This is a genomic window from Salinicola salarius, assembly GCF_003206135.1.
In the GTDB taxonomy this organism is placed as follows: domain Bacteria; phylum Pseudomonadota; class Gammaproteobacteria; order Pseudomonadales; family Halomonadaceae; genus Salinicola; species Salinicola salarius.
This window is the reverse complement of the sequence record NZ_PZJT01000005.1, coordinates 20,558-44,931: the sequence shown is the minus strand read 5'-3', so window position 1 is coordinate 44,931 and position 24,374 is coordinate 20,558. Positions and strand designations below refer to the sequence as shown.

The 24,374-nt window shown below is 63.8% G+C and carries 20 protein-coding genes; 14 read left to right on the top strand and 6 right to left on the bottom strand.

Features of this window, described 5'->3' with window-relative positions; translation table 11 throughout:
• The first annotated feature begins 114 nt into the window (after positions 1-114).
• Positions 115-729: a TetR/AcrR family transcriptional regulator gene (locus tag DOM32_RS05550; RefSeq protein ID WP_071231747.1), complete on the top strand. Its 615-nt coding sequence runs from the start codon at positions 115-117 to the stop codon at positions 727-729.
• On the top strand, positions 726-2,627 hold the full coding sequence (locus DOM32_RS05545; protein WP_071231748.1) for an MFS transporter: 1,902 nt from the start codon (positions 726-728) through the stop codon (positions 2,625-2,627). Before DOM32_RS05550 ends, DOM32_RS05545 begins: the two co-directional genes overlap by 4 nt.
• Positions 2,628-2,722: 95 nt before the next feature.
• On the opposite strand, the gene DOM32_RS05540 is transcribed toward DOM32_RS05545, so the two are convergent.
• Positions 2,723-4,006, bottom strand: a complete 1,284-nt coding sequence (locus DOM32_RS05540) for an HlyC/CorC family transporter (RefSeq protein ID WP_110632041.1) — start codon at positions 4,004-4,006, stop codon at positions 2,723-2,725.
• Positions 4,007-4,112: 106 nt separating this feature from the next.
• On the bottom strand, positions 4,113-4,916 hold the full coding sequence (locus tag DOM32_RS05535; protein WP_110632037.1) for a cytochrome C assembly family protein: 804 nt from the start codon (positions 4,914-4,916) through the stop codon (positions 4,113-4,115).
• 281 nt (positions 4,917-5,197) lie between these two features.
• Between DOM32_RS05535 and ffh the strand changes: the two genes are divergently transcribed.
• From ffh to DOM32_RS05480, 11 genes are all read left to right on the top strand, one after another.
• Positions 5,198-6,610, top strand: a complete 1,413-nt coding sequence (gene ffh / locus DOM32_RS05530; RefSeq protein WP_110632034.1) for a signal recognition particle protein — start codon at positions 5,198-5,200, stop codon at positions 6,608-6,610.
• 138 nt (positions 6,611-6,748) lie between these two features.
• Entirely contained in the window at positions 6,749-7,000 is a 252-nt protein-coding gene (gene rpsP, locus DOM32_RS05525) for a 30S ribosomal protein S16 (protein WP_071231752.1), read from the top strand.
• A 77-nt stretch (positions 7,001-7,077) separates the two neighbouring features.
• Positions 7,078-7,608, top strand: a complete 531-nt coding sequence (rimM, locus tag DOM32_RS05520) for a ribosome maturation factor RimM (RefSeq protein ID WP_071231908.1) — start codon at positions 7,078-7,080, stop codon at positions 7,606-7,608.
• 85 nt (positions 7,609-7,693) lie between these two features.
• Positions 7,694-8,473 carry a tRNA (guanosine(37)-N1)-methyltransferase TrmD gene (gene trmD, locus DOM32_RS05515; RefSeq protein ID WP_110632031.1) on the top strand — a complete coding sequence of 260 codons (780 nt, stop codon included), beginning with the start codon at positions 7,694-7,696 and terminating at the stop codon, positions 8,471-8,473.
• 162 nt (positions 8,474-8,635) lie between these two features.
• Positions 8,636-8,992: a 50S ribosomal protein L19 gene (gene rplS / locus DOM32_RS05510; RefSeq protein WP_071231754.1), complete on the top strand. Its 357-nt coding sequence runs from the start codon at positions 8,636-8,638 to the stop codon at positions 8,990-8,992.
• A gap of 152 nt (positions 8,993-9,144) precedes the next feature.
• The gene (xerD, locus tag DOM32_RS05505; protein ID WP_110632028.1) at positions 9,145-10,032 is read left to right on the top strand and encodes a site-specific tyrosine recombinase XerD; all 888 of its coding nucleotides are present in this window, start codon (positions 9,145-9,147) and stop codon (positions 10,030-10,032) included.
• A 2-nt stretch (positions 10,033-10,034) separates the two neighbouring features.
• On the top strand, positions 10,035-10,784 hold the full coding sequence (locus tag DOM32_RS05500) for a DsbC family protein (RefSeq protein ID WP_071231756.1): 750 nt from the start codon (positions 10,035-10,037) through the stop codon (positions 10,782-10,784).
• Between the two features lie 177 nt (positions 10,785-10,961).
• A complete protein-coding gene (locus DOM32_RS05495; RefSeq protein ID WP_071231757.1) occupies positions 10,962-12,275 on the top strand; it encodes a homoserine dehydrogenase in 1,314 nt (437 codons plus the stop codon).
• An 89-nt stretch (positions 12,276-12,364) separates the two neighbouring features.
• Positions 12,365-13,753 (top strand): threonine synthase, encoded by a 1,389-nt coding sequence (gene thrC, locus DOM32_RS05490; RefSeq protein ID WP_110632025.1) that lies wholly within the window; start codon positions 12,365-12,367, stop codon positions 13,751-13,753.
• A 9-nt stretch (positions 13,754-13,762) separates the two neighbouring features.
• Positions 13,763-15,562 carry a single-stranded-DNA-specific exonuclease RecJ gene (locus DOM32_RS05485; protein ID WP_110632022.1) on the top strand — a complete coding sequence of 600 codons (1,800 nt, stop codon included), beginning with the start codon at positions 13,763-13,765 and terminating at the stop codon, positions 15,560-15,562.
• Between the two features lie 239 nt (positions 15,563-15,801).
• Positions 15,802-16,413 carry a YitT family protein gene (locus DOM32_RS05480; protein ID WP_071231760.1) on the top strand — a complete coding sequence of 204 codons (612 nt, stop codon included), beginning with the start codon at positions 15,802-15,804 and terminating at the stop codon, positions 16,411-16,413.
• Positions 16,414-16,438: 25 nt separating this feature from the next.
• Here the strand turns inward: DOM32_RS05480 and DOM32_RS05475 are convergent, their stop codons facing one another.
• The 3 genes from DOM32_RS05475 to DOM32_RS05465 all read right to left on the bottom strand — a co-directional run bounded on the left by DOM32_RS05475 (position 16,439) and on the right by DOM32_RS05465 (position 20,215).
• Positions 16,439-16,873 carry a VOC family protein gene (locus DOM32_RS05475; RefSeq protein ID WP_071231761.1) on the bottom strand — a complete coding sequence of 145 codons (435 nt, stop codon included), beginning with the start codon at positions 16,871-16,873 and terminating at the stop codon, positions 16,439-16,441.
• A gap of 127 nt (positions 16,874-17,000) precedes the next feature.
• A complete protein-coding gene (locus DOM32_RS05470) occupies positions 17,001-19,775 on the bottom strand; it encodes a heavy metal translocating P-type ATPase (RefSeq protein ID WP_420876611.1) in 2,775 nt (924 codons plus the stop codon).
• Positions 19,772-20,215: a MerR family transcriptional regulator gene (locus DOM32_RS05465; RefSeq protein ID WP_110632019.1), complete on the bottom strand. Its 444-nt coding sequence runs from the start codon at positions 20,213-20,215 to the stop codon at positions 19,772-19,774. The genes DOM32_RS05470 and DOM32_RS05465 overlap by 4 nt, the downstream gene beginning before the upstream one ends.
• A gap of 315 nt (positions 20,216-20,530) precedes the next feature.
• Here DOM32_RS05465 and DOM32_RS05460 point away from each other — a divergent pair, with 315 nt between their 5' ends.
• Entirely contained in the window at positions 20,531-21,793 is a 1,263-nt protein-coding gene (locus tag DOM32_RS05460; RefSeq protein ID WP_110632017.1) for an OmpP1/FadL family transporter, read from the top strand.
• A gap of 583 nt (positions 21,794-22,376) precedes the next feature.
• Here the strand turns inward: DOM32_RS05460 and DOM32_RS05455 are convergent.
• Positions 22,377-24,374, bottom strand: a complete 1,998-nt coding sequence (locus DOM32_RS05455; RefSeq protein WP_167400648.1) for a M13 family metallopeptidase — start codon at positions 24,372-24,374, stop codon at positions 22,377-22,379.

Below are 24,374 nucleotides of genomic sequence, written 5' to 3'. Positions count from 1 at the left end.
TTGCGCGGTATGGCGATATGCTGAGAAACGCTGTTCGATTTTAAGTCGACAACAATATTTTCCGGCTCCCGGACCATCGGCAGCGATTCGACACCATTCCGAGCGAGGAACTTCATGGCTCGACCGCGACAGCACGCTCCCGAGGCGCTCCATGCTCAGGTCATGGCGGCCTGTGATGCCTGGCTGCGAGACAATCCCGTGCATACGCTGTCGCTGCGCTCCCTGGCTCGCGATGTGGGCTGTGCACCGAGTACGCTGCTCAAGCTCTACGGCAGCTTCAGCAACCTGCTGCAGTACGTCAATATCGAGACGCTCGATCGCATGGGGGCCGCGGTCTCCTGGCTCGAGGATGCCGATCCGGAACCGCAGCTCAAGGCGCTGGCGACCGCCTACTGGCAGTTTGCCCAGCATGAACCCTACCGTTGGCAGATGCTGTTCGAATATCCGCTGGCGGACGAGGGGGAGCTGGACGAGCGCCAGAGCCATATCATCGAAGCGCTGTTCCTTCGTGTCGAGAGCGCGCTCAAGGCGCATCAGCCGGCGCTCGACGATGCCGGTGCCCGCCGCATGGCAAGAACCCTCTGGGGCAGTGTCCACGGTCTGGTCCAATTGGGTCTGAACGATCGTCTCGGCTATTGGCAGGAGCAGCCGATGGAAGTCGGCGAGCTGCTCGATCAGCTGCTGACGATGACCCTCAATGGCCTGCGTTATCAGCCGGACGCCACGTGATCTCGGGATTGCTGACCCAACGCCGTTTTGCCCCGTTCTTCTGGACTCAGGCGCTGGGGGCGTTCAACGACAACCTGTTCAAGAACGTTCTGCTGCTGCTGTTGACCTTCGTCGCCGTGCCTCGCTACGGCTGGGATACGGGGTTGCTCAACAATCTGGCAGCGGGGCTGTTCATCCTGCCTTTCTTTCTGTTCTCCGCCTGGGGCGGCACGCTCGCCGACCACCTCGACAAGCAGCGGCTGGTGCGCCGTCTCAAGCTGCTGGAGCTTGCGACGATGATCGCGGCGGCGGTGGCGGTCTGGTTCGAACTCTTTGGCCTGCTGCTGGCGCTGCTGTTCATGATGGGCACGCAGTCTGCGCTGTTCGGACCGGTCAAGTACGCCATCTTGCCGCAACATCTCGCTGCCACCGAACTGGTCAAGGGCAATGCCTGGGTCAATCTGGGCACCTTCGTGTCGATCCTGCTGGGAACGCTGCTGGCCGGCGTGCTGGCTTCGCTGGACGGCGCCCTGGAGCGGGCGGCGATCGCGGCCAGCCTGATCGTCATCGCGCTGATCGGCGTCGTCGCCAGCCTGGGCATTCCCGAGGCGCCACCGAGCGTGGCTGGCCGTGTGCCGTGGCGTCCGTTTTCGGGCACCTGGCAGGTGATGCGGGATGGCCTGAGTGAAAAGCGCGTGCGCCCCGCGCTGATCGGTATCAGCTTCTTCTGGTTTCTCGGGGCCTGTTATCTCACCCAACTGCCCGCCTGGGTGCGTGACGTGGTCCACGGCAGCGAAGGGGCGGTCAGCTTTCTGCTGGGGGCTTTCGCGGTCGGTGTCGGGCTCGGCGCGCTGCTCTGCTCGCGGTTGTCGGCAGGCCGCCTGGAACTGGGGCTGGTGCCGCTCGGGGCGTTGGTCATCGGGGTCTCGGGCATCGAGCTGGCATCGCAATCGGGCTTGGCCGGTGAACAGCTGGCGCTGGGTGAACTGCTGGCAATGACCGAGTTCTGGCAGATGAGCACGCTGCTGGCGCTGGTGGGGCTGGGCGGCGGTCTCTATAGCGTACCGCTCTACACCCTGATGCAGCTGGCCAGTCGCGAAGAGCGAAGGGCGCGCATGATCGCCGCCAACAATATTCTCAACGCGCTGTTCATGATCCTCTCCGCCGTGTTCGGGATCCTGGTGCTCAGCGTGATGAAGCTGTCGCTCTTCGTGCTGTTCGCCTGTCTCGGCTGGGCCGCTCTGCTGGTCGGCGTCGCGCTGCTGATGCGCAACCCGAGACCGGCGCTGCGGCTGTTGATCTTCGCCCTGGTCCAGGTGCTCTATCGGCTTCGCTGTCGCGGCCGTCATCATGTGCCGGCCACTGGCCCGGCGCTGGTGGTCTGCAACCATGTCAGCTTCATGGATGCGCTGGTACTCGGCGGCGCCTGCCCTCGTCCGCTGCGCTTCATGATGGATCGGCCGATCTACGAGAATCCCTGGATCAACTGGTTCTTTCGGATTGCCGGGGCGATTCCGGTGGACTCCGACCGGCGCGATCCGGGCGGCGTGCGGCGTGCGCTGGAAGAGGTCAGCCGGGCACTGCGCAACGGCGAGGTAGTGATGATCTTCCCGGAAGGGCGGCTGACGCCGGATGGCGAGGTGCAGGCTTTCCGGCGAGGGCTGGACCTGGTGCTGGCGCGAGACCCGGTGCCGGTGGTACCGGCGGCGCTGTCGGGCCTGTGGGGATCCTGGACCTCCAACAAGGATGGCAAGGCGCTGACCAAATGGCCGCGCCGTTTGCGGGCGCGGGTCCTGCTGGTCTTCGGCGAGCCGATACCGGCGGGCTATTCGCCGCGCCGAACCCTGGAGCGGCGCGTTCGCGGGCTCAAGCGCGCTGCCGATCAGAGCCTGGCCAGGAGGCTGGGCGGCCCGATCTAGCGCAGGAAATCACTCCCTGGCGGGGCATCGCCGCCAACGCCGCGTGGGAAGTCGGCGCACCGTGAGCCCCGGTCTATTCGGGGCTATTCGGGGGGCTACTCGGTAGTGCGGCGCCGGACGCCTTGCTGCCAGCAGCGTGCCGAGGTGATCAGGTTGTCGCCGATCTCAAGGATCTCCAGGCGGCTCGTGCCGATCTGCAGGCAGACCTGCGCGTCGGGAAAGGATTCCAGCTCCTCGAGGATCAGGCCGTTCAAGGTCTTGGGGCCATCCGTCGGCAACTGCCAGCCCAGTGCCTTGTTGACTTCGCGGATGTTGGCCGTGCCTTCGATCACGTAGCTGCCGTCGGCCTGCGGGTGGATATCGCGATAGGTGCCGGCGACATCGGTGGTGAACTCGCCCACGATCTCTTCCAGAATGTCCTCAAGCGTCGCCAGCCCCTGCACGTCGCCATACTCGTCGACCACCACTCCGATCCGACGCTTCTGCTGCTGGAAATTGAGCAACTGCGTATGTAGCGGGGTCGATTCCGGAATGAAGTAGGGTTCACGGGCTTCCTGAACGATCGCGGCTTTCTGGAGATCCGGTTTGGAGAGAAACCGCGAAGCGTTGCGCAGGTGCAGGATGCCGATGATGTTGTTGATGTCGCCCTTGAAGATCGGCAGGCGGGTGTGCTGGCTCTGGCGAATCTGGGCCAGCAGCGTTTCCAGGTCGTCGTCGAGGTCGAGGCCGACGATCTCGTGACGCGGCACCATGATGTCGTTGACGGTGACGTTTTCCAGATCGAGGATCGACAGCAGCATCGCCTGGTGACGGCTGGGGATCATCGGCCCCGCCTCGTGAACCACACTGCGCAGCTCGTCACGGGTGAGGCTGTCGGCACCGGCATCGAGGTGGCGAACGCCGATGAGGCGCAGAAGCCCGTTGGAGATGACGTTGACCAGCCAGACCACGGGATAGAAAAGTCTCAGCAATGGCGCAAGGATCAGCGAGGCGGGTAGGGCGATGCGGTCGGGCTTGATGGCGGCATAGGTCTTGGGGGTCACTTCGCCGAAAATCAGCACCACGATCGTCAGTGCCAGCGTGGCGATGGCGGGCCCCGACACATCGCCGAAGAAATGGATGGCGACGATAGTGGCGATCGAGGCCGCGAGGTTGTTGACCAGATTGTTGCCGATCAGTATCACGCCCAGCAGGCGATCGGGGCGCTTGAGCAGCTCGACGACGCGTCTGGCCGAGCGGGAACCGGCATTGGCCTGGTGATTCAACCGGTAGCGGTTGATCGACATCATGCTGGTTTCGGAACTGGAGAAGAAGGCTGACAGGCAAACCAGAATGAACAGCAGGCCCAGCATGAGGCCCAAGGGTATGTCATCGCTCAAGGCGGGGAATTCCTCAGGAGTTGTCAGGTTGTTGTAGGGCGTTAGCCGAACCCTGTCAACGCCGCCGACAGCCGCACCCGGCACGGCTGTCGACTCGGGGTACGTCTCAGGCGTTGTAGTGGAAGACGTATTCCAGCACGAACTTGGTGCCGAAGAAGGCCAGTATCAGCACGCCGACACCGGTCAGCGTCCAGCGCACCGCCTTCTGGCCACGCCAGCCCAAATAGTGGTGCCCGGCCAGCAGGCCGGCGAAGATCAGCCATGCCAGCAGCGACAGGATGGTCTTGTGGGCCAGGTGCTGGGCGAACAGGTTGTCCACGAACAGGAAGCCGCTGATGATGGCGAGCGTCAGCAGCAGCATGCCGCACCAGATCAGTTCGAACAGCAGCTGTTCCATGCGGGTCAGCGGTGGCAGTACCTGAACGATACCGCCGGTCTGACGGCGTTTGAGCGCGTGGTGCTGGAAGCCCAGCAGCGCTGCCTGCACGGCGGCAATGGCCAGGAAGGAGAACGCGGCGACCGAGCTCAGGATGTGGAAGTAGAGGCCCGGCGATACCCCGGACTCGATCATCCGGCTGGGCATGCCGACGACGCCGACGACGGTGACGGCAGCCAGCGGGAAGACACAGACTCCTGCGTTGAGCACGGGCTTGAACAGGCTGGCGATCAGCAGCAGTGCCACGACCAGCCAGCCCACCAGCGCTGCGCTCTGGGTCAGGCCCAGATGCAGTCCATGGGGGCCGACGATCGCCAGCGCGACGATGAGGGTATGACATGCCAGTGCGATCAGCCCGGCGCCGCGAACCCAGTTTGGACGTTCGCCGACGCGTCGGGCGAGGCTCAGGCTTTGCCACAGCCCGGCGGCGAGATAGCAGACAATAGCGACAAGGGCGAAAGGAAGCGCCGGCATCGGTGTTTTGGCCTCGTGAGCGGTTTCTGGCGACCGCCATGACGATGAAAAGAGTACGGGATGCGGATGTGCTAGATGATAGGCAATCGCGTTTCGCGGTTACTATACCCAATCACCGCCAACTCGCCCAGCCATAGCCGCATGCAGCCGAGCTGTGTCAATCAGGCCGCATGGAGCCCAGCCCTATCCATGCGTATAATGCTGGCCACATTCCTTCTAGCGGCGCCGCGAGCTTGAGTTCGAGCATCGGTGGCGCCAGGCATCGTTGCCCGGAGCGTTTCATGTTCGAAAGTCTCTCCAATCGCCTGTCGCAGACGCTCAAGTCGATTACCGGCCAGGCGCGTCTGACCGAAGACAACATCAAGGATACCCTGCGTGAAGTGCGCCGGGCCTTGCTCGAAGCCGACGTTGCCTTGCCCGCGGTCAAGGACTTCGTCGATCGCGTGCGCGAGCGTGCCGTGGGCCAGGAGGTCTCCAGGAGCCTCTCCCCGGGGCAGCAGTTCGTCAAGATCGTCCAGCAGGAGCTGGAGGCGATCATGGGTCAGGCCAACGAGGCGCTGACGCTGCGTGGCTCGCCCGCGGTCGTGCTCATGGCCGGTCTGCAGGGCGCGGGCAAGACCACCTCCGTGGCCAAGCTGGCGAAGTTCCTGCGCGAGCGCGAGAACAAGAAGGTGCTGGTGGTTTCCGCCGACGTCTACCGTCCGGCGGCCATCGATCAGCTCGAGACCCTGGCCCGGGAGGTCGAGGTCGATTTCTTCCCGTCGACCAGTGCCCAGCAGCCGGTGGCGATCGCCGAAGCGGCGATCAAGCACGCCAAGATCCAGTTCCATGACGTGGTGATCGTCGACACCGCCGGCCGCTTGGCGGTGGACGAGGCGATGATGGCGGAGATCCAGGCGCTGAACCAGGCGATTCAGCCGCAGGAGACGCTGTTCGTCGTCGACGCCATGACCGGCCAGGACGCCGCCAACACCGCCAAGGCGTTCCATGACGCGCTGCCGCTGACCGGGGTGATCCTGACCAAGGCCGATGGTGACGCGCGCGGCGGTGCGGCGCTGTCGGTACGCCATATCACCGGCAAGCCGATCAAGTTCATGGGGATGGGCGAAAAGGTCGATGCCCTCGAACCGTTCCACCCCGATCGCGTGGCGTCCCGCATTCTCGGCATGGGCGACGTGCTGTCGCTGATCGAGGAGGCGGAGCGCAATGTCGACAAGGGCAAGGCCGAGCGTCTGGCCAAAAAGGTCAAGAAGGGCCAGGGCTTCGATCTCGAGGATTTCCGCGACCAGCTCCAGCAGCTCAAGAAGATGGGCGGCATGGGCGGCCTCATGTCCAAGCTGCCGGGCATGGGGCAGATGGCGGAAATGGCCCAGAACAAGGGGGCAGAGCAGGAGTTCGGCAAGCTCGAGTCGCTGATCAACTCGATGACGCCCCAGGAGCGACGCAAGCCCGAAATCATCAACGGCTCTCGCAAGCGGCGCATTGCTGCCGGTGCCGGTCTGCAGGTGCCGGATCTCAATCGTCTGCTCAAGCAGCACAAGCAGATGCAGAAGATGATGAAGAAGGCCGGTCAGAAGGGCGGCATGCAGAAGATGATGCGCGGCATGTCCGGCATGATGGGCGGCGGGGGCCCGGGTGGTCCCGGCGGCATGGGCGGTATGGGAGGGATGGGCGGCGGCTTTCCCCGGCGCTGATTCGCCCGCGCATCGCAACAAAAGGTTCCCAAGACAGGGTGTTTTCCGTAGAATGCTGCGTCTTCGTCTCGGGCGAGTGTCCGAGAAGACTCGAATCCGTGGCGTAACGATTAACTTAACCGAAGGATTATCAACGCAATGGTAACCATTCGTCTGGCACGTGGTGGCGCCAAGAAGCGTCCCTTCTATCACCTGACCGTTAGCGATTCTCGCGTTTCCCGCGATGGCCGCTTCATCGAGCGCGTCGGCTTCTTCAACCCGGTCGCTCGCGGCCAGGAAGAACGCCTGCGTGTCGATCTGGACCGCATCACCCACTGGCAGTCCCAGGGTGCGCAGGTTTCCGATCGCGTGGCCGAGCTGGTCAAAGAAGCTCGCAAAGCTCAGGCCTGAGTTCGATCATCATGCCGCAAGCGGCTCGCGAAACGCTGTCGGGTGAACCCTTGCCGAAAGCCGAGCAGGACAAGCCCATGCAGAATGACGAGACGCAGCACGTGGTGCTGGGGCGTCTGACCAGCCCGCACGGTGTGAAGGGTTGGCTCAAGGTCTATTCGTACACCAGCCCGGCCCAAGGCATCTTCGACTATCCGGTTTGGATATTGTCGATGCAGGGGCAACGCCAGTCGCGACGTCTGCTCGACGCGCGGCCGCAGGGCAAGAGTCTGGTGGTACGACTGGAAGGTATCGACACGCGGGAGCTGGCAGAGCAATGGGCCGGCGCCGAGGTGTCGATCGAGAAAACGGCGCTACCCGAACTGGATAGCGGCGAATATTACTGGCATCAGCTGGAAGGGCTCGAGGTCGAGACTCGCGATGGCGTCAAGCTGGGGCGAATCGATCATCTCTTCGAGACGGGTGCCAACGATGTGCTGGTGGTCAAGCCCTCCGAGGGCAGCCTCGACGATCGCGAGCGATTGTTGCCGTTTCTGCCTGACGACGTGATCGTTCAGGTCGATCTGGCTGGACGACTCATGATCGTCGACTGGGACCCCGCTTTCTGAAGCGCTGTACGTCGACAGACATGACGCGGCGATTTCGGGAAGCGGCGAACGGCAAATAGTTGGCGGCGGGTAGGAGAAGCGTACCGTGTGGATTGGTGTCGTCTCCCTGTTCCCGGAGATGTTCGAGGCCATTACCCGGCATGGGGTTACCGGTCGCGCCGTCGAGCGTGGCCTGCTGGAAATGGCTTTCTGGAACCCCCGGGATTACGCCACGGACAGACATCGCACGGTCGACGATCGCCCCTATGGGGGCGGCCCCGGCATGCTGATGAAAGTCGATACCTTGCGCGGCGCATTGTCGGATGCGCGCGCCGGGGCGGAAGCCGCCGGTCATCGGCCCAGCGTGATCTACCTGTCGCCTCAGGGGCGCAGGCTGGATCAGGCCGGGGCGCGCGAGCTGGCTTCGCGCGATGGCCTGATCGTCGTGGCGGGCCGTTACGAAGGCATCGACGAGCGCGTGGTCGAAGCCGACATCGATGAGGAGTGGTCGATCGGCGACTACGTTCTCAGCGGTGGCGAGCTGCCGGCGATGGTGATGATCGATGCGCTGGCGCGCGAGGTGCCCGGTGTGCTGGGGCACAGCGCCTCGGCCAGCGAGGATTCGTTTGCCGATGGCCTGCTGGACTGCCCTCACTATACGCGGCCGGAAGTGATCGACGGCCATCGGGTGCCGGATGTCCTGCTCAGCGGCAATCACGAGTTGATCCGCCACTGGCGACTGAAGCAATCCCTCGGGCGCACCTGGCTTAGGCGCCCGGATCTGCTGGAGAGCCGAACGTTGGATCGTGAACAGCGCAAGCTGCTCGACGAATTCATCGACGAACACGTCGCGGGAAGCGCGTCTTCCGGCGACGGCGGTGCATGAGGCGACAGACCTTCGAACGGACCTCCGAATAGCGTGATGTTCGAATGCAATAGTCGTCGACATGCGTCATCCACGAGTCCGATTCCGCCCCGACCGCTTGTCGGACGGGCGTCGGGATCACGAAACGTCTTTCGAAGACGTTTCTTCAACGAGGAGCAAGACATGAGCAGCAAGAGTAAAGTGATCCAGGCGCTCGAAGACGAGCAGATGAGCAAGGAAGTCCCGGCGTTCGCGCCCGGTGACACCATCGTCGTCCAGGTCAAGGTCGTGGAAGGCAGCCGCGAGCGTCTCCAGGCTTTCGAAGGCGTCGTCATCGGCAAGCGTAACCGCGGTCTGAACTCCGCTTTCACCGTGCGCAAGATCTCTCACGGTGTCGGCGTCGAGCGTACTTTCCAGACCTACAGCCCGCTGGTGGCCGGTATCGAAGTCAAGCGTCGCGGTGACGTGCGTCAGGCCAAGCTCTACTACCTCCGCGAGCGCAGCGGCAAGTCTGCCCGCATCAAGGAAAAGCTGGGCTGAGTCGGCGCAAGCCGCTGACTTACACGCTCCCGGTCATCCTCGGGAGCGTGCCCGGCAGGAGCAACGGAAACCCCGCGAGTCGTTCGGCTCGCGGGGTTTCCGCGTTATGATGGAACTCTTTCTTTCCACAGCCGTTTTCGTCTCGGAGCTGCATGAACGATCACGACCGACGCGATGCCTTTCTCGATGCGCTATGGCTGGAGCGGGGCGTCAGCGAGCATACGCTGAGCGCCTACCGCCGCGATCTGACGGCGTGGATCGTTTATCTCGAGGCACAGGACGAGCGGCTGCTGGCGCCCGGCGAGACTACCCTGGCCGATTTCGTCGAGTCCTGTCGCGAGCGCTATCACACCCGTTCCATCGCACGGCAGCTCTCCTGCCTGCGACGCTTCTACCGCTGGGCGCTGGCCGAAGGGCTGATGAGTCACGACCCGCTGGCGGAGGTTCACTCGCCGCGAGTGCGGCCCGGGTTGCCCTCGACCCTCGAGGAGCACGACGTGGATCGGCTGTTGATGGCGCCGGACGTGGAGACCGCGCTGGGCCTGCGCGATCGCGCCATGCTGGAAGTGCTCTACGCCTGCGGTCTGCGCGTCTCCGAGCTGGTGGGGTTGACCGTATCGGCGGTCAATCTGCGCCAGGGCGTGGTGCTGATCCGCGGCAAGGGCGACAAGGAACGACTCGTGCCGCTGGGCGAAGAAGCCATGGCCTGGATCGAGCGTTATCTGCGCCAGGGCCGCAACGAGCTGATGCAGGACATTCGCCAGCCGCCGCTGTTTCCCGGGCGCCGTGATGGCTTCATGACTCGCCAGACCTTCTGGCACCGGCTCAAGCACTATGCGCAGCTCGCGGCCATCGACAAGCCGCTGTCGCCGCATACCCTTCGCCATGCCTTTGCGACCCATTTATTGAATCATGGGGCCAATTTGCGTGTCGTACAGTTGCTGCTGGGTCACAGCGACCTGTCGACCACGCAGATCTACACCCACGTGGCCCAGGCGCGTCTGGAAGCGCTGCACGCTCAACACCACCCGAGAGGTTGAACATGAGAAGTCGTCTACTGTTGTCCACCGTCGCCTTGCTGGCTGCCGTTCTGGCACCGGCTGTATCGGCCGAGCCGCCGGCCGATCTTGCCGACAAGCTCAACGCGCACGGGGGGCAGCCTCTGCCGATCGAAGCCATCGACGACTCTCCAGTACCCGGGCTCTATGAAGTCCGCCTGCGTGGCGGCAACACGCTCTACTCGGATGCCGAAGGCCAGTATCTGATCGTCGGCGATCTTTACCAGAATGCCGAGGACGGCATGGTCAACCTGACCGAACAGGCGGCCAACCAGCGACGCAAGGCCCTGGTCGACGCCGTGCCCGAGGAGCAGCGCGTGATCTACAAGCCGGCCGGCGAGGTCAAGGCCAGGCTCACCGTGTTCACCGATCCCACCTGCCCGTACTGCCACAAGCTGCACGCCGAGATGTCCCAGCTCAACGACATGGGCATTCAGGTCGACTATCTGGCCTTCCCCCGGATGGGGCCCAATTCGGATGCGGCGCGACAGCTCGCCGAGGTGTGGTGTGCCGACAATCGCTCGGAAGCGATGAGCGCGGCATTTCGCGGTGACAGCGTGGAAGCGTCTAAAAGTTGCCAGGCTCCCATCGCGTCGCAGTATCAACTGGGCGTCGAATCGGGGATCCAGGGCACGCCCGCGATCATTTTTCCCGATGGCAAGATGGTGCCGGGATACCTGCCGGCGAAGCGGTTGGCGGCCATGCTCGGCATCGATGCCAGCGGTGATAGCTGATACCCGGCAGGATACCCGCGAGTCCGCTTGACAAGGGGGGCTGGGCTTTCTACCGTGACCGCCCTTCAGGGCGCTTTGTGCCGGGAATCCGTACAGCAAAGAATGGGAAGCCGTGACAGCGGCTTCCGCTCCGGAGGGCGATGCGGCGAGTCAATATCAGCAGGGGAGAGCGACATCTTGGATCCGGTGAGAGTGGGTATCTGCGGGCTGGGCACCGTGGGCGGTGGCACCTTCGACGTTCTGACGCGCAACGCCGACGAGATCGCTCGTCGGGCGGGTCGCCCCATCGTCATCGAGCAGGTGGGTGCGCGGCGCGACAATCCTGACTGCGACACTTCCGGGGTCAAGGTGACACGCGACATTTTCGAAGTCGCGCGCAATCCCGACATCGATGTGCTGGTCGAGCTGATCGGCGGCTACGACGTCGCTCGCGAGCTGGTCATGACCGCGATCGAACATGGCAAGCACGTCGTGACCGCCAACAAGGCGCTGATCGCCGTTCACGGCAACGAAATCTTCCAGGCAGCCCACAAGAAGGGCGTCATCGTCGCCTTCGAGGCTGCCGTGGCCGGTGGCATCCCGGTGATCAAGTCGCTGCGCGAAGGCCTCGGCGCCAATCGCATCCAGTGGCTGGCCGGCATCATCAACGGCACCGGCAACTACATCCTGACCCACATGCGCGACGAGGGCCGGGCGTTCGAGGACGTCCTCGCCGAAGCCCAGGCGCTGGGCTATGCCGAGGCCGACCCAACCTTCGACGTCGAGGGCATCGATGCCGCCCACAAGCTGACGATCCTGGCCTCCATCGCTTACGGCGTGCCGCTGCAGTTCGATCGTGCCTACACCGAGGGCATCGCCCGGATCACTGCCGAAGACGTCGAGCAGGCCGATAACCTGGGCTACACCATCAAGCATCTGGGCATTACCCGGCGGGGCGACAACGGCGTCGAGCTGCGCGTCCACCCGACCCTGATTCCGAAGGAACGGCTGCTGGCCAACGTGCATGGCGTCAAGAATGCCATTGCCGTGATGGGCGACGCCGTCGGCCCGACGCTCTACTATGGTGCCGGTGCCGGCGCCGAACCCACGGCCTCGGCAGTGGTCGCCGACCTGCTGGACGTCGCGCGCAACATTGCCACCGCGCATCGCTACCGTGTGCCCTATCTTGCTTTCAGCGGCATCAACGACGAAGCCAACGCGCTGCCGATCCTGCCGATGGAAGAGATCGTCACGGCCTACTACCTGCGCCTGCTGGCGGTGGACCGCCCTGGCGTGCTGGCGCGAGTCGCGACGATCCTGTCCGAGCAGACCATCTCGATCGAGGCGATCATCCAGAAGGAAGCCACCGAAGGCGAGCTGGTGCCGATCATCCTGCTGACGCATCGCACCCGCGAGCAGCACATGAACGATGCGATTCGCCAACTGGAATCGCTGGCCGATATCGCCGGGCCGGTCACGCGGATTCGTGTCGAGTCGCTGGACGAGCAGTAATAACTTCAGTTCCGAGCTGTAAGCCGCGAGCCCCGAGCGGGTTGTGCTCGAAGCCCGCAGCTCGAAGCTCGTCACTCACGGAGTGAAATATGCGTTACATCAGTACGCGCGGCCAGGCGCCGGCGTTGAATTTCGAGGAAGTGGTACTGACCGGCATGGCCGTCGATGGTGGCCTCTACGTGCCGGAGACGGTGCCGCAGCTGTCGCGGGAGGAGCTGGCCTCGATGGCGGGGCTCTCCTACGCCGATATCGCTTTCCGGGTGATGAAGCCGTTCGTCGGCGGCGAGATCGACGATGAAACCTTCCGTGGGCTGGTGCGCGATGCCTACGCGACCTTCAGCCACGACGCCGTCGTCCCGCTCAACCAGCTCGATGCCAACCACTTCCTGCTCGAGCTGTTCCACGGCCCGACGCTGGCATTCAAGGATGTCGCGCTGCAGCTGCTGGGGCGCATTCTCGATCATTTCCTGGCCAAGCGCGGCGAGCGGGCGGTGATCATGGGAGCCACCTCCGGTGACACCGGCTCGGCGGCGATCGAAGGTTGCCGCCACTGCGATCATCTGGATATCTTCATCCTCCATCCGCACAACCGGGTTTCCGAGGTGCAGCGGCGCCAGATGACCACGGTGCTGGCGGACAACGTCTTCAACATCGCCATCGAGGGAAACTTCGACGATGCTCAAGCGATGGTCAAGGCGAGCTTCGCCGACCAGGCGTTCCTCGATGGCGCACGGCTGGTGGCGGTCAACTCGATCAATTGGGCGCGCATCATGGCCCAGATCGTCTACTACGTCGCTGCCGGCGTGGCGCTGGGCGCGCCGCATCGCGAGGTGAGTTTCTGCGTGCCGTCGGCCAACTTCGGCAACCTCTTCGCAGGCTACATGGCCTACAAGATGGGCCTGCCGGTCAAGCAGTTCATCATCGCCACCAACGCCAACGACATCCTGCACCGCACATTGGCCGACAACGACTTCTCCAAGCGCGACCTGGCGGCAACGTTGGCCCCGTCGATGGATATCGTCGTGTCGTCCAACTTCGAGCGGTTGCTGTTCGACGCCTACGATCGCGACGGCGATGCGGTGCGCGAGCTGCTCGAGCGCTTCCAGCAGGAGCCGGCCGTGCTGGCCGAGGCGCCGCTTGCCAGGCTGCGCGAGAAGTTCTCCAGTTTCAGCGTCGACGACGACGCCATTCTCGAGACCATTCGCGACGCGCATCATCGCACCAAGGAGCTGCTCGACCCGCACACTGCCACCGGGTACCGGGCGGCGGAGCAGGCACGCGCCGATGCGGTGACGCCGATGATCACGCTGGCGACGGCGCATCCGGCCAAGTTCGCCGAAGCCGTGGTCCGGGCCGGCTTCTCCGGCGTGCCGCTGCCGCCTCATATGGATGACCTGCTCGAGCGCGAAGAGCGTTACAGCGTGCTGCCCGCCGAGTTGAAAGCGGTACAGGCATTCGTCGCCGACAACCGTCGCTGAGCGTGACCAATGCTTGACGCCGCTGCCAAGCCAGATTACGCCCGCTGCCGCATCCAGCCGCGTCCGCGCGACGAGGATGTCTATCGGCGCGGGCTGGCCGCCGGGCTGAGCGAGCTGCAGGCACGGATTCTCGCCGGACGTCTGCCGGGACACGACGGCCCACTGGAGGCGCTGACCGCACCGGCGCTGCGCTATCTCAGCCATCCCGAGCAGCTGTGCGATGCCCGCCGTGGCGCCGAGCGCATCGTGCGGGCGGTGAGCGAGGGCGAGCATATCGGCATCCTGACCGACTACGATGTCGACGGCATCACCTCGCATGTGGTGATGCTGCGCTCGATGACCGAGCTGTTCGGCGTGCCGTCCGCGAAGCTGCACAGCCTGATCGGCCACCGCATCAACGACGGTTACGGCATCAGCCTACCGCTGGTCGAGCGCGCGCTGGCGCTGAAGCCGCGCCCCAGCCTGGTGATCACTGCCGACTGCGGCTCCTCCGACGAACCGCGGATCGCGCGCCTGCGCGAAGCGGGGATCGATGTCGTCGTCACCGATCACCACGCGCTGCCGATCGAAGGGCCGCCGGCTTCCGCCTACGCCACGATCAATCCCACGCGCTCGGACTGCGGGTATCCGGACAAGACCATCGCCGGCTGCATGGTGGCGTGGCTGATGATGTCGCTGACCCGCTCGGTCCTGATCGAGCAGGGCGTGCTGTCGTCGTCGACGCCCAAGCTTTCGCCCTGGCTCTCCTATGTGGCCCTGGGGACGGTGGCGGACTGCGTGTCGCTGGGGGCGAGCGCCGCCAATCGCGCGGTCGTGACCTACGGCCTGCGGCTGATCAATCGGATGGAGGCTGCCTGCTGGCGGGTCATGGCGGAACGCCTGGGTGCCGACAGCGTGCCGTTCAATGCCGAGACGCTGGCCTTCCAGATGGGGCCGCGAATCAATGCCCGCTCGCGGCTGGACGACCCCTACGCCGCGCTGCACTACATGCTGGCCGCCGAGGATGGCGTCGCCCGCCAGCATCTCCAGGTGCTGGATGATGACAACCAGGCCCGCAAGGCGCTCGAGGCCGACATGGTCGAAAGCGCCCGCGCGCTGGCCAAGCCGCAGCTGGCGGACAACCTGCCGGCGCTGGTGATCCATCTGCCGGAGGGGCACGCTGGCGTGCAGGGCATCGTCGCTTCCCGGCTGGTCCAATCCTACGGGCGTCCGGCGCTGGTGCTGACGCCCGCTACCGCGCCGGACATGCTGACCGGCTCCGGGCGCTCCATCGAGGCTCTGCATCTGCGCGACGCGCTGCAGCGGGCCCACGAGCTGTCGCCGTCGAGTCTGCCGCGTTTCGGGGGGCATCGCGGCGCTGCCGGCGTTGGTGTACCGCTCGCCGAGCTGGAGTCGTTTCGCCACGCTTTCCTGCAGGCCGTGCGGGAACAGCTCGGCGAGCGGGAGCTGTTCCCGATCGTATGGACCGATGGCAGTCTGAGTGCATCGCAATTGACCCTGGCGACGCTGGACGAGCTCGACGCGCTGGCGCCCTATGGCCGCGAATTCGACGCGCCGCTGTTCGAAGCGGAATTCTTTGTCGAGCAACTGCGCCCGGTCGGTGCCGAGGGCAATCATCTGATGCTCGAGCTTTCCTGCGACGCGGTGGTCAGCCGGGCGATCTGGTTCCGCGCGCTCAATCCGGGCGAGGCCGCGCCGATCTCGCTGGGCGACCGAGTGCGCTGCGCCTTCAAGCTTTCCCGCAATCGCTGGAAAGGGCGCGAGTCCCTGCAACTGATGGTCGAACACGCCGAGCGCCTGACGGCCTGACGTTTCCCGCCTCATTTCCCCATCCTTTCACGCACTTCATTGGCTGCCGCCACGACGCCTGTCGCCCCGAGTCGTCGGGATCGGGCGGGTTCGGGATCGCCTCGAGCGGACGTCTTGACGATATAATCGCCGGATTGCCGGCCGGCCCCGTTCTCGGGGCTTGTCCGGACAGGCGCCACAAGCGCCGACTCATGGATCCACTGCCTATCCGACAGTGACAAGACAACAAGGATTGCCCGATGGAAACGACGTACCGTCACCGTTCCTATGAAGACGTGCTGGCCATTCTGCTGGGATCGTCATGCGCGGCGCTGGGGTTGGCGCTCTATCACCATGCCGAGATTCTGATCGGCAGCACGGCGGGCCTGGCGCTGCTGGTGACCTACGTGACCGGCTGGAGTTTCGGGCTCGTCTTCTTCGTCATCAACCTGCCGTTCTACTGGCTGGCTTGGCGGCGGATCGGCCATCAGTTCACCTTCAAGACCTTCGGTGCGGTAGCGCTTTTGTCGTGGATCTCCTGGATGCTGCCGAGCTGGCTGGAGATCGGCGAGGTCGATCCGCTGTTCGCGGCGCTGGCGGGGGGCAGTCTGATCGGCCTGGGCGTGCTGTTTCTGTTACGCCACCGTGGCAGTCTCGGCGGGTTCAACATTCTCGCGGTCTATCTGCAGGACCGTTACGGTTGGCCGGCGGGCAAGGTGCAGATGGCGCTGGATGGCCTGATCATGCTGCTCGCGTTCTTCGTTCTGCCGGTAACCAATGTGCTCTATTCGATCGTCGGCACCGTAGTGCTGGGGGCGATTCTCACCATCAATCACCGCCCGGGGCTCTACGCCGGCATCAGCCAGAGTTGAAGGGCTGGGGCTGGGCCGGCACAGCTCAATAGTTGGGCCACAGCCCCGGCGTGACCAGCTCGAGCAGGTGGCCGTCCGGGTCACGAAAATAGAGACTCACGCTCCCTTTCGGCCAGCGGGTCCGGCCTTCGATCTCGATGCCCTGATCGGCGAGGTGCGCTTCCCAGTCGTCGAGGCTTTCGGCCGGAATCGCCAGCGCCAGGTGCTGGCGGCCGTCGCCGTCGTGAGGCGGGATGGTCCCCATGCCATTCGGCAGGCGGACCGTCTCGCCGGTCTGGCCCCGCTGGAACACCAGCAGCATGGTGTTACCGGTGGGATAGGCGGTGAAGCGCTCGTCCTCGAGATGGGGTTCGAGCCCGAGCACGCGCGTGAAGAAGTCCCGGGCCTGCTTCATGTCGGCCGTGTAGAGAACGCTTTCGATGACCCCGCCCAGCGGCGGGGCAGGTTGTGGTGAAGTCATCGCTTTCTCCTTGCTGGCTTCGTCCCTTTGCTGGCTTCGCTCTGGGGTGGCTGCCATCAACCGCTCAACCAGAACCACCAGACGATGAACAGAATCACGGCGATGCCCAAGGTGTTGAGCAGAAGTATCATGCCGTCGCTTCCTTTGCGCTTGCGTTGGTCTGGATTGTCGAACCTTGGCCGCTATCGGGCCGGAACAGCCGTAGCCGGTTGGCATTGCTGACCACCGTGACCGAGGAGAGCGACATCGCCAGGGCCGCGATCATCGGCGACAGCAGCATGCCGGTGAACGGGTAGAGTATACCGGCGGCAATCGGGATGCCCAACGCGTTGTAGCCGAAGGCGCCCCACAGGTTCTGCTTGATGTTGGAGAGCGTGGCACGGCTGATGGCGATGGCGTCGCCGACGCCGTGCAGCGAGTTTCGCATCAGCGTCATGCCGGCGCTTTCGATGGCGATATCGGTGCCCTGGCCGATGGCGAAGCCGACCTCGGCCTGTGCCAGCGCCGGTGCATCGTTGATGCCATCACCGACCATGCCGACACGTTCACCGCGTTGCTGCAGCTCGACAATGGCCTGTTGCTTGTCGCCGGGCATCAGTTCGGCGCGAACCTCGTCGATGCCCGCTTCCCGGGCGATGGCTTCGGCGGTGGCGCGATTGTCGCCGCTCAGCATTACCACGGTCAGACCCTCGGCCTTCAGCCGCGAGATCGCCGCGCGGCTGTCCGCCCTCAGCGCGTCACGAATACCGAACAGGGCAGCGAGTTCGCCGCCGATGGCGAGGTAGATCACGCTGCTCGCCTGTGCCTGCCACTTCTCGGCGTCGGACGAGCCAGTGGTCACATCGATGCCGTGCTCATGCATCAGCGCGGCGTTGCCCAGGAACACCTGGCTGCCATCATCCAGCGTCGCGCTGACGCCCCGGCCGGTCAGGCTCTGGAAATCACGGATCGTCACATCGTCCGCCGTATCGCCGACGTGTCTCAGCAAGGCGTCGGCCAGCGGATGCTCCGAGCCGCGCTCCAGGGCGGTCACCACGGCATCGACGCGCGCTTGCTCCAGCCAGTAGCGGCTGTCGGTGACCCGCGGTTTGCCCTCGGTCAGGGTACCGGTCTTGTCGACCACCAGGGTGGTCAACTGGCTTGCGGTCTGTAGCGCTTCGCCGTCGCGAATCAGGATGCCGTACTCGGCGGCCTTGCCGATGCCGATCATGGTCGAGATCGGTGTCGCCAGTCCCAGGGCGCAGGGGCAGGCGATGATCAGTACGGTGGTCGCCGCCACCAGCATGTGCACGAGCTGTGGCGCGGGGCCAAAGTTGAACCAGAGCAGCGCGGTGACGACGGCGACGATCATCACGCTGGGCACGAAGATCGCCGAGACCTTGTCCGCCAGTGCGCCGATCGGCGGCCGCGACTCCTGGGCGCGGGAGACCTGGTCGACGATACGTCCCAGCCGGGTGTCGTCGCCGACATGGCTCGTGCGATAGACGAGGGTTCCCTTGCCGTTGACGGTGCCGGCGCTGACCCGATCTCCGGCCGCCTTGCGTACCGGTTCCGGCTCCCCGGTGAGCATCGACTCGTCGATGAAGCTCTCTCCCTCCTCGACATCGCCATCGACCGGCAGGCGTTCGCCCGGGCGCACCCGGATTCGATCGTTCACCCGAACCTGCTCGATCTCGATATCGCGCTCTTGTCCGTCGCGAATCACCCGAGCCGTCTTGCTTTGCAGGTCGAGCAGACGGGACAGCGCCTGGCTGGTACGTCCCCGAGCCTTGAGCTCCAGCGTCTGGCCGATGCCGATCAGACCGATGATCATCAACGACGCTTCGAAATAGAGATGTCGGGATCCCTCGGGAATCGCCGTCGGGAACAGCACCACGGCCATCGAATAGAGCCAGGCGGCGGCACTGCCCAGGGCGATCAGGGTATCCATGTTGGCCTGATGATGACGGAACGCTTTCCAGGCGCCGTCGAAGAAGCGACGACCCGCGGTGGCCAGCACGCCCAGCGTGGCCAGCCCCAGGAGCAGCCAGATCCAGCGCTCGCCGCCCTCGAGCTGCGGCATATGGAAGAACATCGCCAGCATCATCGGTACGCCCAGCGCCAGGCTGACCGCCGATTCGATCGCATGGCGACGGGCCTGCCGGGAGGCGTTCTGCTGGCGCTTGGCGGATGCCTCGCGCAGATCCTCGATCGGCGAGGCGCCATAGCCGACGTTCTCGACCGCGGCGATCAGATCGGCGATGCTGGCCTGGCCGCTGACCTGGGCCGTCTCGCTGGCGAAGTTGACCTGGGCATGCTGGACGCCGGGGGTTTTCGAGAGCGCTTTCTGAACCGCGTTGACGCAACCGGCACAGGTCATGCCGCTGATCGATAGCCGTTGTAGCTCGCCGGCCTTCATCGTCTCGTCCGCCCGGCTATCGGATGGAGCGGCGGCGTCGGATGGCCGGGGGGCGTCGGTCCGGTCGGGCTTGCTCTCACGCGCCTCGGTCTCGGCAGCTGCCTCGTCTGCGGGCGGATAGCCGGCCTCGGTCAGCAGCTGAGCGACCCGATCCCGTGGCAGTGTGCTGTCGACTTGAAGTCGGTGATCGGCGGGTTCGCCGCTGGCTTCGGCCTTGGCGTCCTCGGCCTGAACGGCCTCGCGCATGCGCTTGACGCAGCCCTGGCAGCTCATCGCCGGGATGGTGAAAACGTGTGACCCATGCTCGGTGGCCGGGGGATAGCCGGCCTCGGTCAGCAACTGGGCTATCCGATCCCGTGGCAGCATGCTGTCGACTTGAAGTCGGTGATCGGACGGTTCGCCGCTGACTTCGGCCTTGGCGTCCTCGGCCTGAACGGCCTCGCGCATGCGCTTGACGCAGCCCTGGCAATGCATGGCATCGACGCGGTATTGGTAGCGGTTCATGCGTTCCTCCTTGCCGGAGCGCAGCACTCATCGTGGGTATCGGGCGTCTGCTCGATCAATCGGCAGATGCTGTGGCCATCGGGCGTGCCATCCGGCAACCGTGACCAGTCGCTCATCGCTCGCTCCATGCGATCCGCCAGCGCCTGGAGCTCGCGGATCCGGGCATGGATCTGCGGCAGGCGAGCGGCCAGCAGGTCGCGCACCAGCGGGCAGGGCGAGTCGCCCTGATCGGCCTGCTCGAGAATGTCGGCGATCTCCTTGAGGCTGAAGCCCAGCGTTCTCGCTCGCTGGATGAAACGTAGCCGGTCGAGATCCTGTTGATCGAACAGCTGATAGCCGTTGTCGGGGTCACGGCGCGGCTTCAACAGCGCCTGGCGCGTGTAGTGGCGCACCGTCTCGGCCGTGACGCCGGCAGTTCGGGCCAGTTCGGTTACCTTCATCGGATGTCCTCGCTGATCCATTGATAACATCAGTCTAAAACCTAGGTGTAGCCCAAGGGTCAAGCGCTGCCATCACGTAGCCCGATGCTGTAAATCGGCGCTTTAGCGGTTGGTCTTACGACTAAAGAAATTTCCAAAAAGCGATTAAAACGACCGTTTGCGCATTGACGCTAAATCGCCATTCCGTCAAAACGGATATCGAAAAGTCCAGTCTTCTTACCTTGGGGAATGGCTCAGATAACAATGGAATTACCGACCGCATTAACAGGCGGGCAAGACGCCGCGGCGGCTTCCTGAGTCCAGAGGGAATCAATCATGATGATTCGTTATCACCGTCTGTCGTTAGCCGTTGCTCTAGCGAGCGCCGCAGTATCAGGACAAGCGCTGGCGGGCGCATTTCAGTTGCAGGAACAGAGCGTCAGCGGTCAGGGCACGTCCTGGGCGGGGCGAGCTTCCAACGTTCAAGATGCCACCATTGTCTTCGGCAACCCGGCAGGGATGTCGTTTCTCGATCGGGCGCAGTTGACTGCGGGCACGCACTACATCGATGCCAGCAGTGACATCAGTAACGATACCGCCACCACGTTAGGCGCGCGTTCTGGTGGCAGCACTGATGGCGACATGATTCCCCAAAAGGCCATTCCTTTCGGCTATTACGTGCAGCCGATCAATGATCGCTGGAGCTTTGGTCTCGGTGTATACGCCCCCTTCGGATTGATTACCGATTACAACGATGATTTCAAGGGCCGCTACTTCGGTAATTACAGTGACGTGGAAGTGATCACCGCGCAGCCGACACTCTCCTATCGTTTCAATGACAAATTCTCGGTCGGTGTGGGTATTACCTACAACTCTATCAATGGAGAACTTGAGCAAAAAACGCCAAGCCTGACGGCACCTGGCGTGAGCCCGGACGGCACGGTCAACGTCGACGGCGACGATGAAGCCTGGGGGTACAACATCGGCCTGATCTATCGGCCGATCGAGTCCACCACGCTGGGTCTAACCTACCGGTCCAAGGTCGACTACACCCTCGATGGCGATATTACCGTCTCCAACCTCATTGTCCCGGGGGACGTGAAGCGCGATGCCTCGCTGGATATCACACTACCGGAAACCATCGACTTTTCGATCACTCATGAATTCAATGATCGTTGGACCATGATGGCCGCCGCGACTTATATCCGCTGGAGTCGCTTTGATGAGCTGAATGTGGAGAACGACCTACTACCGGTCAGCGAACAGCAGGATTACGAAGACGCCTGGCAGTATGCGTTGGGTCTGTCCTACCGCGTCAACGCACAGTGGCTGCTGCGGACGGGGATCGCCTATGATGAATCGCCGATCAGCGATAGCACGCGTACGGTCCGCGTGCCATCGGCCGATCGTACACTGTTTTCACTGGGCGCCGGCTGGACACCCACTCCCGATCTAACCATCGACGTAGCTTACACCTATATTCAGGAGGCTGACGCCGAGGTCAACCAGACCAGCGAACAATTCCCCGGTACTACTTACAGCGCGGATTACGATAACTCGCTCAATCTGTTTGGCTTGCAGGCGACCTATCGCTTCTGATTTCACGACCATAGCGTTAACACGACCCCGGCTCAGGCCGGGGTTTTTTTAGTAGTTTTGACGCCACTTCAGGATCGGACCACGAGTTGATAGTTGGTATGTAATAGATGTTAATGACGCCACCGCTGATAACAGAGATGCATAATTGTCGATGGGTGTTTCGTTTACAGAATAAAGAAATAAGTCACTCAGTAGCGCTCATTGGAAAATGAGTAGGCGAAATACTAAATCCAACCCGAGGCCGGTTTGCCTCTGTTGTCTTGCTCGACTCCTCAACACCCATGGCTTTCCGGATTGCGCCGACGACGGTTTGCTGGAGGTCAAGTTAGATGACGACAAGACCGTGGGCGCAATCTGCGACGGGATCGGCACCCGTGTGAGAGCGGGGTCTTCATGGGGGCCCGCGTGGCTGGCCCGGTACTGGGTGTAATCGGCACCATTTTCGGTATCACCGGGACGCTGATCGCCAAGATGATCGGCGCGCCTGAGATCGGACAGCCTCGACCCAAGCTGACGGACTCGCCCCCCGGCCATCTGGCTGGGGGGCGTCGTTCGGGCTGCTTTTCTTCCATCCGAACCGAGGCTACCAGATCACCACCCGCTCTTCCGGCGGCAGATAGAGATCGTCGCCAGGCGTGACATCGAAGGCGTTGTACCATGCATCCATGTTGCGCACGATGCCATTGACGCGGAACTGCGACGGCGAATGCGGATCGCTCTGCACACGATTGATCATCTCCTCCTCGCGCATCAGGCGCCGCCAGACCTGGCCCCAGGCCAGGAAGAAGCGTTGGTCACCGGAGAAGCCGTCGATGACCGGCGCGGATTCATCACCCAGTGAGCGATGATAGGCGCCCAGGGCGATGTTGAGGCCGCCGAGATCGCCGATGTTCTCGCCCATGGTCAGTTGCGGATTGAGCGAATATCCCAGCACCGGTTCGTACTCGGCGTACTGTTGCCCGAGACGCTTGGCCAGCTCGTCGAAATGCTCGGCGTCGGTCGGCGTCCACCAGTCGACCAACATCCCGCTACCGTCCGACTTGCGACCCTGGTCGTCGAACCCGTGGCTCATCTCGTGGCCGATCACCGAGCCGATGCCGCCGTAGTTGACCGCCGGGTCGGCGTTCGGATCGAAGAAGGGCGGCTGCAGAATCGCCGCGGGAAAGACGATCTCGTTGCGGGACGGAGAATAGTAGGCGTTGACCGTCTGCGGATTCATGAACCACTCGGTCTCGTCCACCGGGCCGCCGAGCTTGGCGAGATCGTCCTGCCAGTGCCACTGACGTGCGGCACCGATATCGCCGTAAAGATCGTCCGAACGAATGTCCATTCCGGCATAGGTTTCCCAATCGTCGGGATAGGCGATCTTGGCAGTGAAGGCGTCGAGCTTGTCCAGCGCGCGTTGACGAGTCTGGTCCGTCATCCAGCTCACCTGGTGCTGCAGACGGTCACGGTAAGCGTCCTCGAGATTGGCGACAAGCGTTTGCATCTCGCTCTTGGCGCGGGGTGAGAAGTGCAGCATCACGTAAAGCTTGCCGGCGGCCTGACCGAGAAACCCGTTGACCAGCGACACGCCGCGTTTCCAGCGCTCGCGCTGCTCCGGCTGGCCGGAGAGACGCTTGCCATGGAAATCGAAATGCGCCCGGCTGAAGTCGCTGGAGAGATACGGACTGTTGGCATCCAGCAGTCGGAACGTCGCATAGGTCTTGAGCGTCGAGAGCGGCGTTTCGTCATAAAGCCGTGCCAGCTCGCGAATGGCGGTATTCTCCGCCAGCACGACCTTGTCCTGCCCGGCAAGACCGCTGGCCGAGAGCCATGGCTGCCAGGGGAAACCGGGGGCATAGTCGCCGAGTCGATCCAACTGCAGCGGATTGTAGGTCAGATCGCGATCCCGCTGTTTGGCCGGTGCCCACTCGACCCTCGCCATGGCGGTCTCCAGCTCGAGGATACGCTGCGCACTCTGCCGGGGATGGGGCTGCCCTGCCAATGCGAGCAGCCTGTCGATGTAGCCGAGATAGGCCTGGCGAATCGTGTCGAAGCGCGGATCGTCGCCGAGGTAGTAGTCCCGGGTGGGCAGGATCAGCGGTATCTGCGACAGATACGCGGCGTAGCGATCCGGTGCCTTGACGTCGATATCGATCTCTGGCGTCGCGATAGCCGGCACGCCGAGACGACTGTCGGCGCTGAAGCGGGCCAGGTCCCCCTTGCTCCCGATCGCCGCCAAGCGCTCCAGGTCCGGCATCAGCGGCATTAGGCCCTTGGCCTCGATAGCGCCCTCGTCCATCCAGGCGTGGTAGAAATCGCCCAGTCGCTGCTGGGGCGAGTTCGGCGGGGTGTCGGCGCCATCGAGCTGGTGGAGAATATCGCGAACCTGCTGTTCGGCGCGCTCCGCCAGTTGGGTAAAGACGCCGTAGTTGCTGCGGTCGGCCGGAATCGGCGTGCGTGCCAGCCAGCCGCCGTTGACGTAGTGGTAGAAGTCGTCGCCGGGGTCGACGGCGGTATTTCTAGCACTTAGATCGACCCCCCACGTTCCCATGGTTGGGGTAGAGGCTGGCGTGTCGGCAAGGGCAAGTGAGCCCAT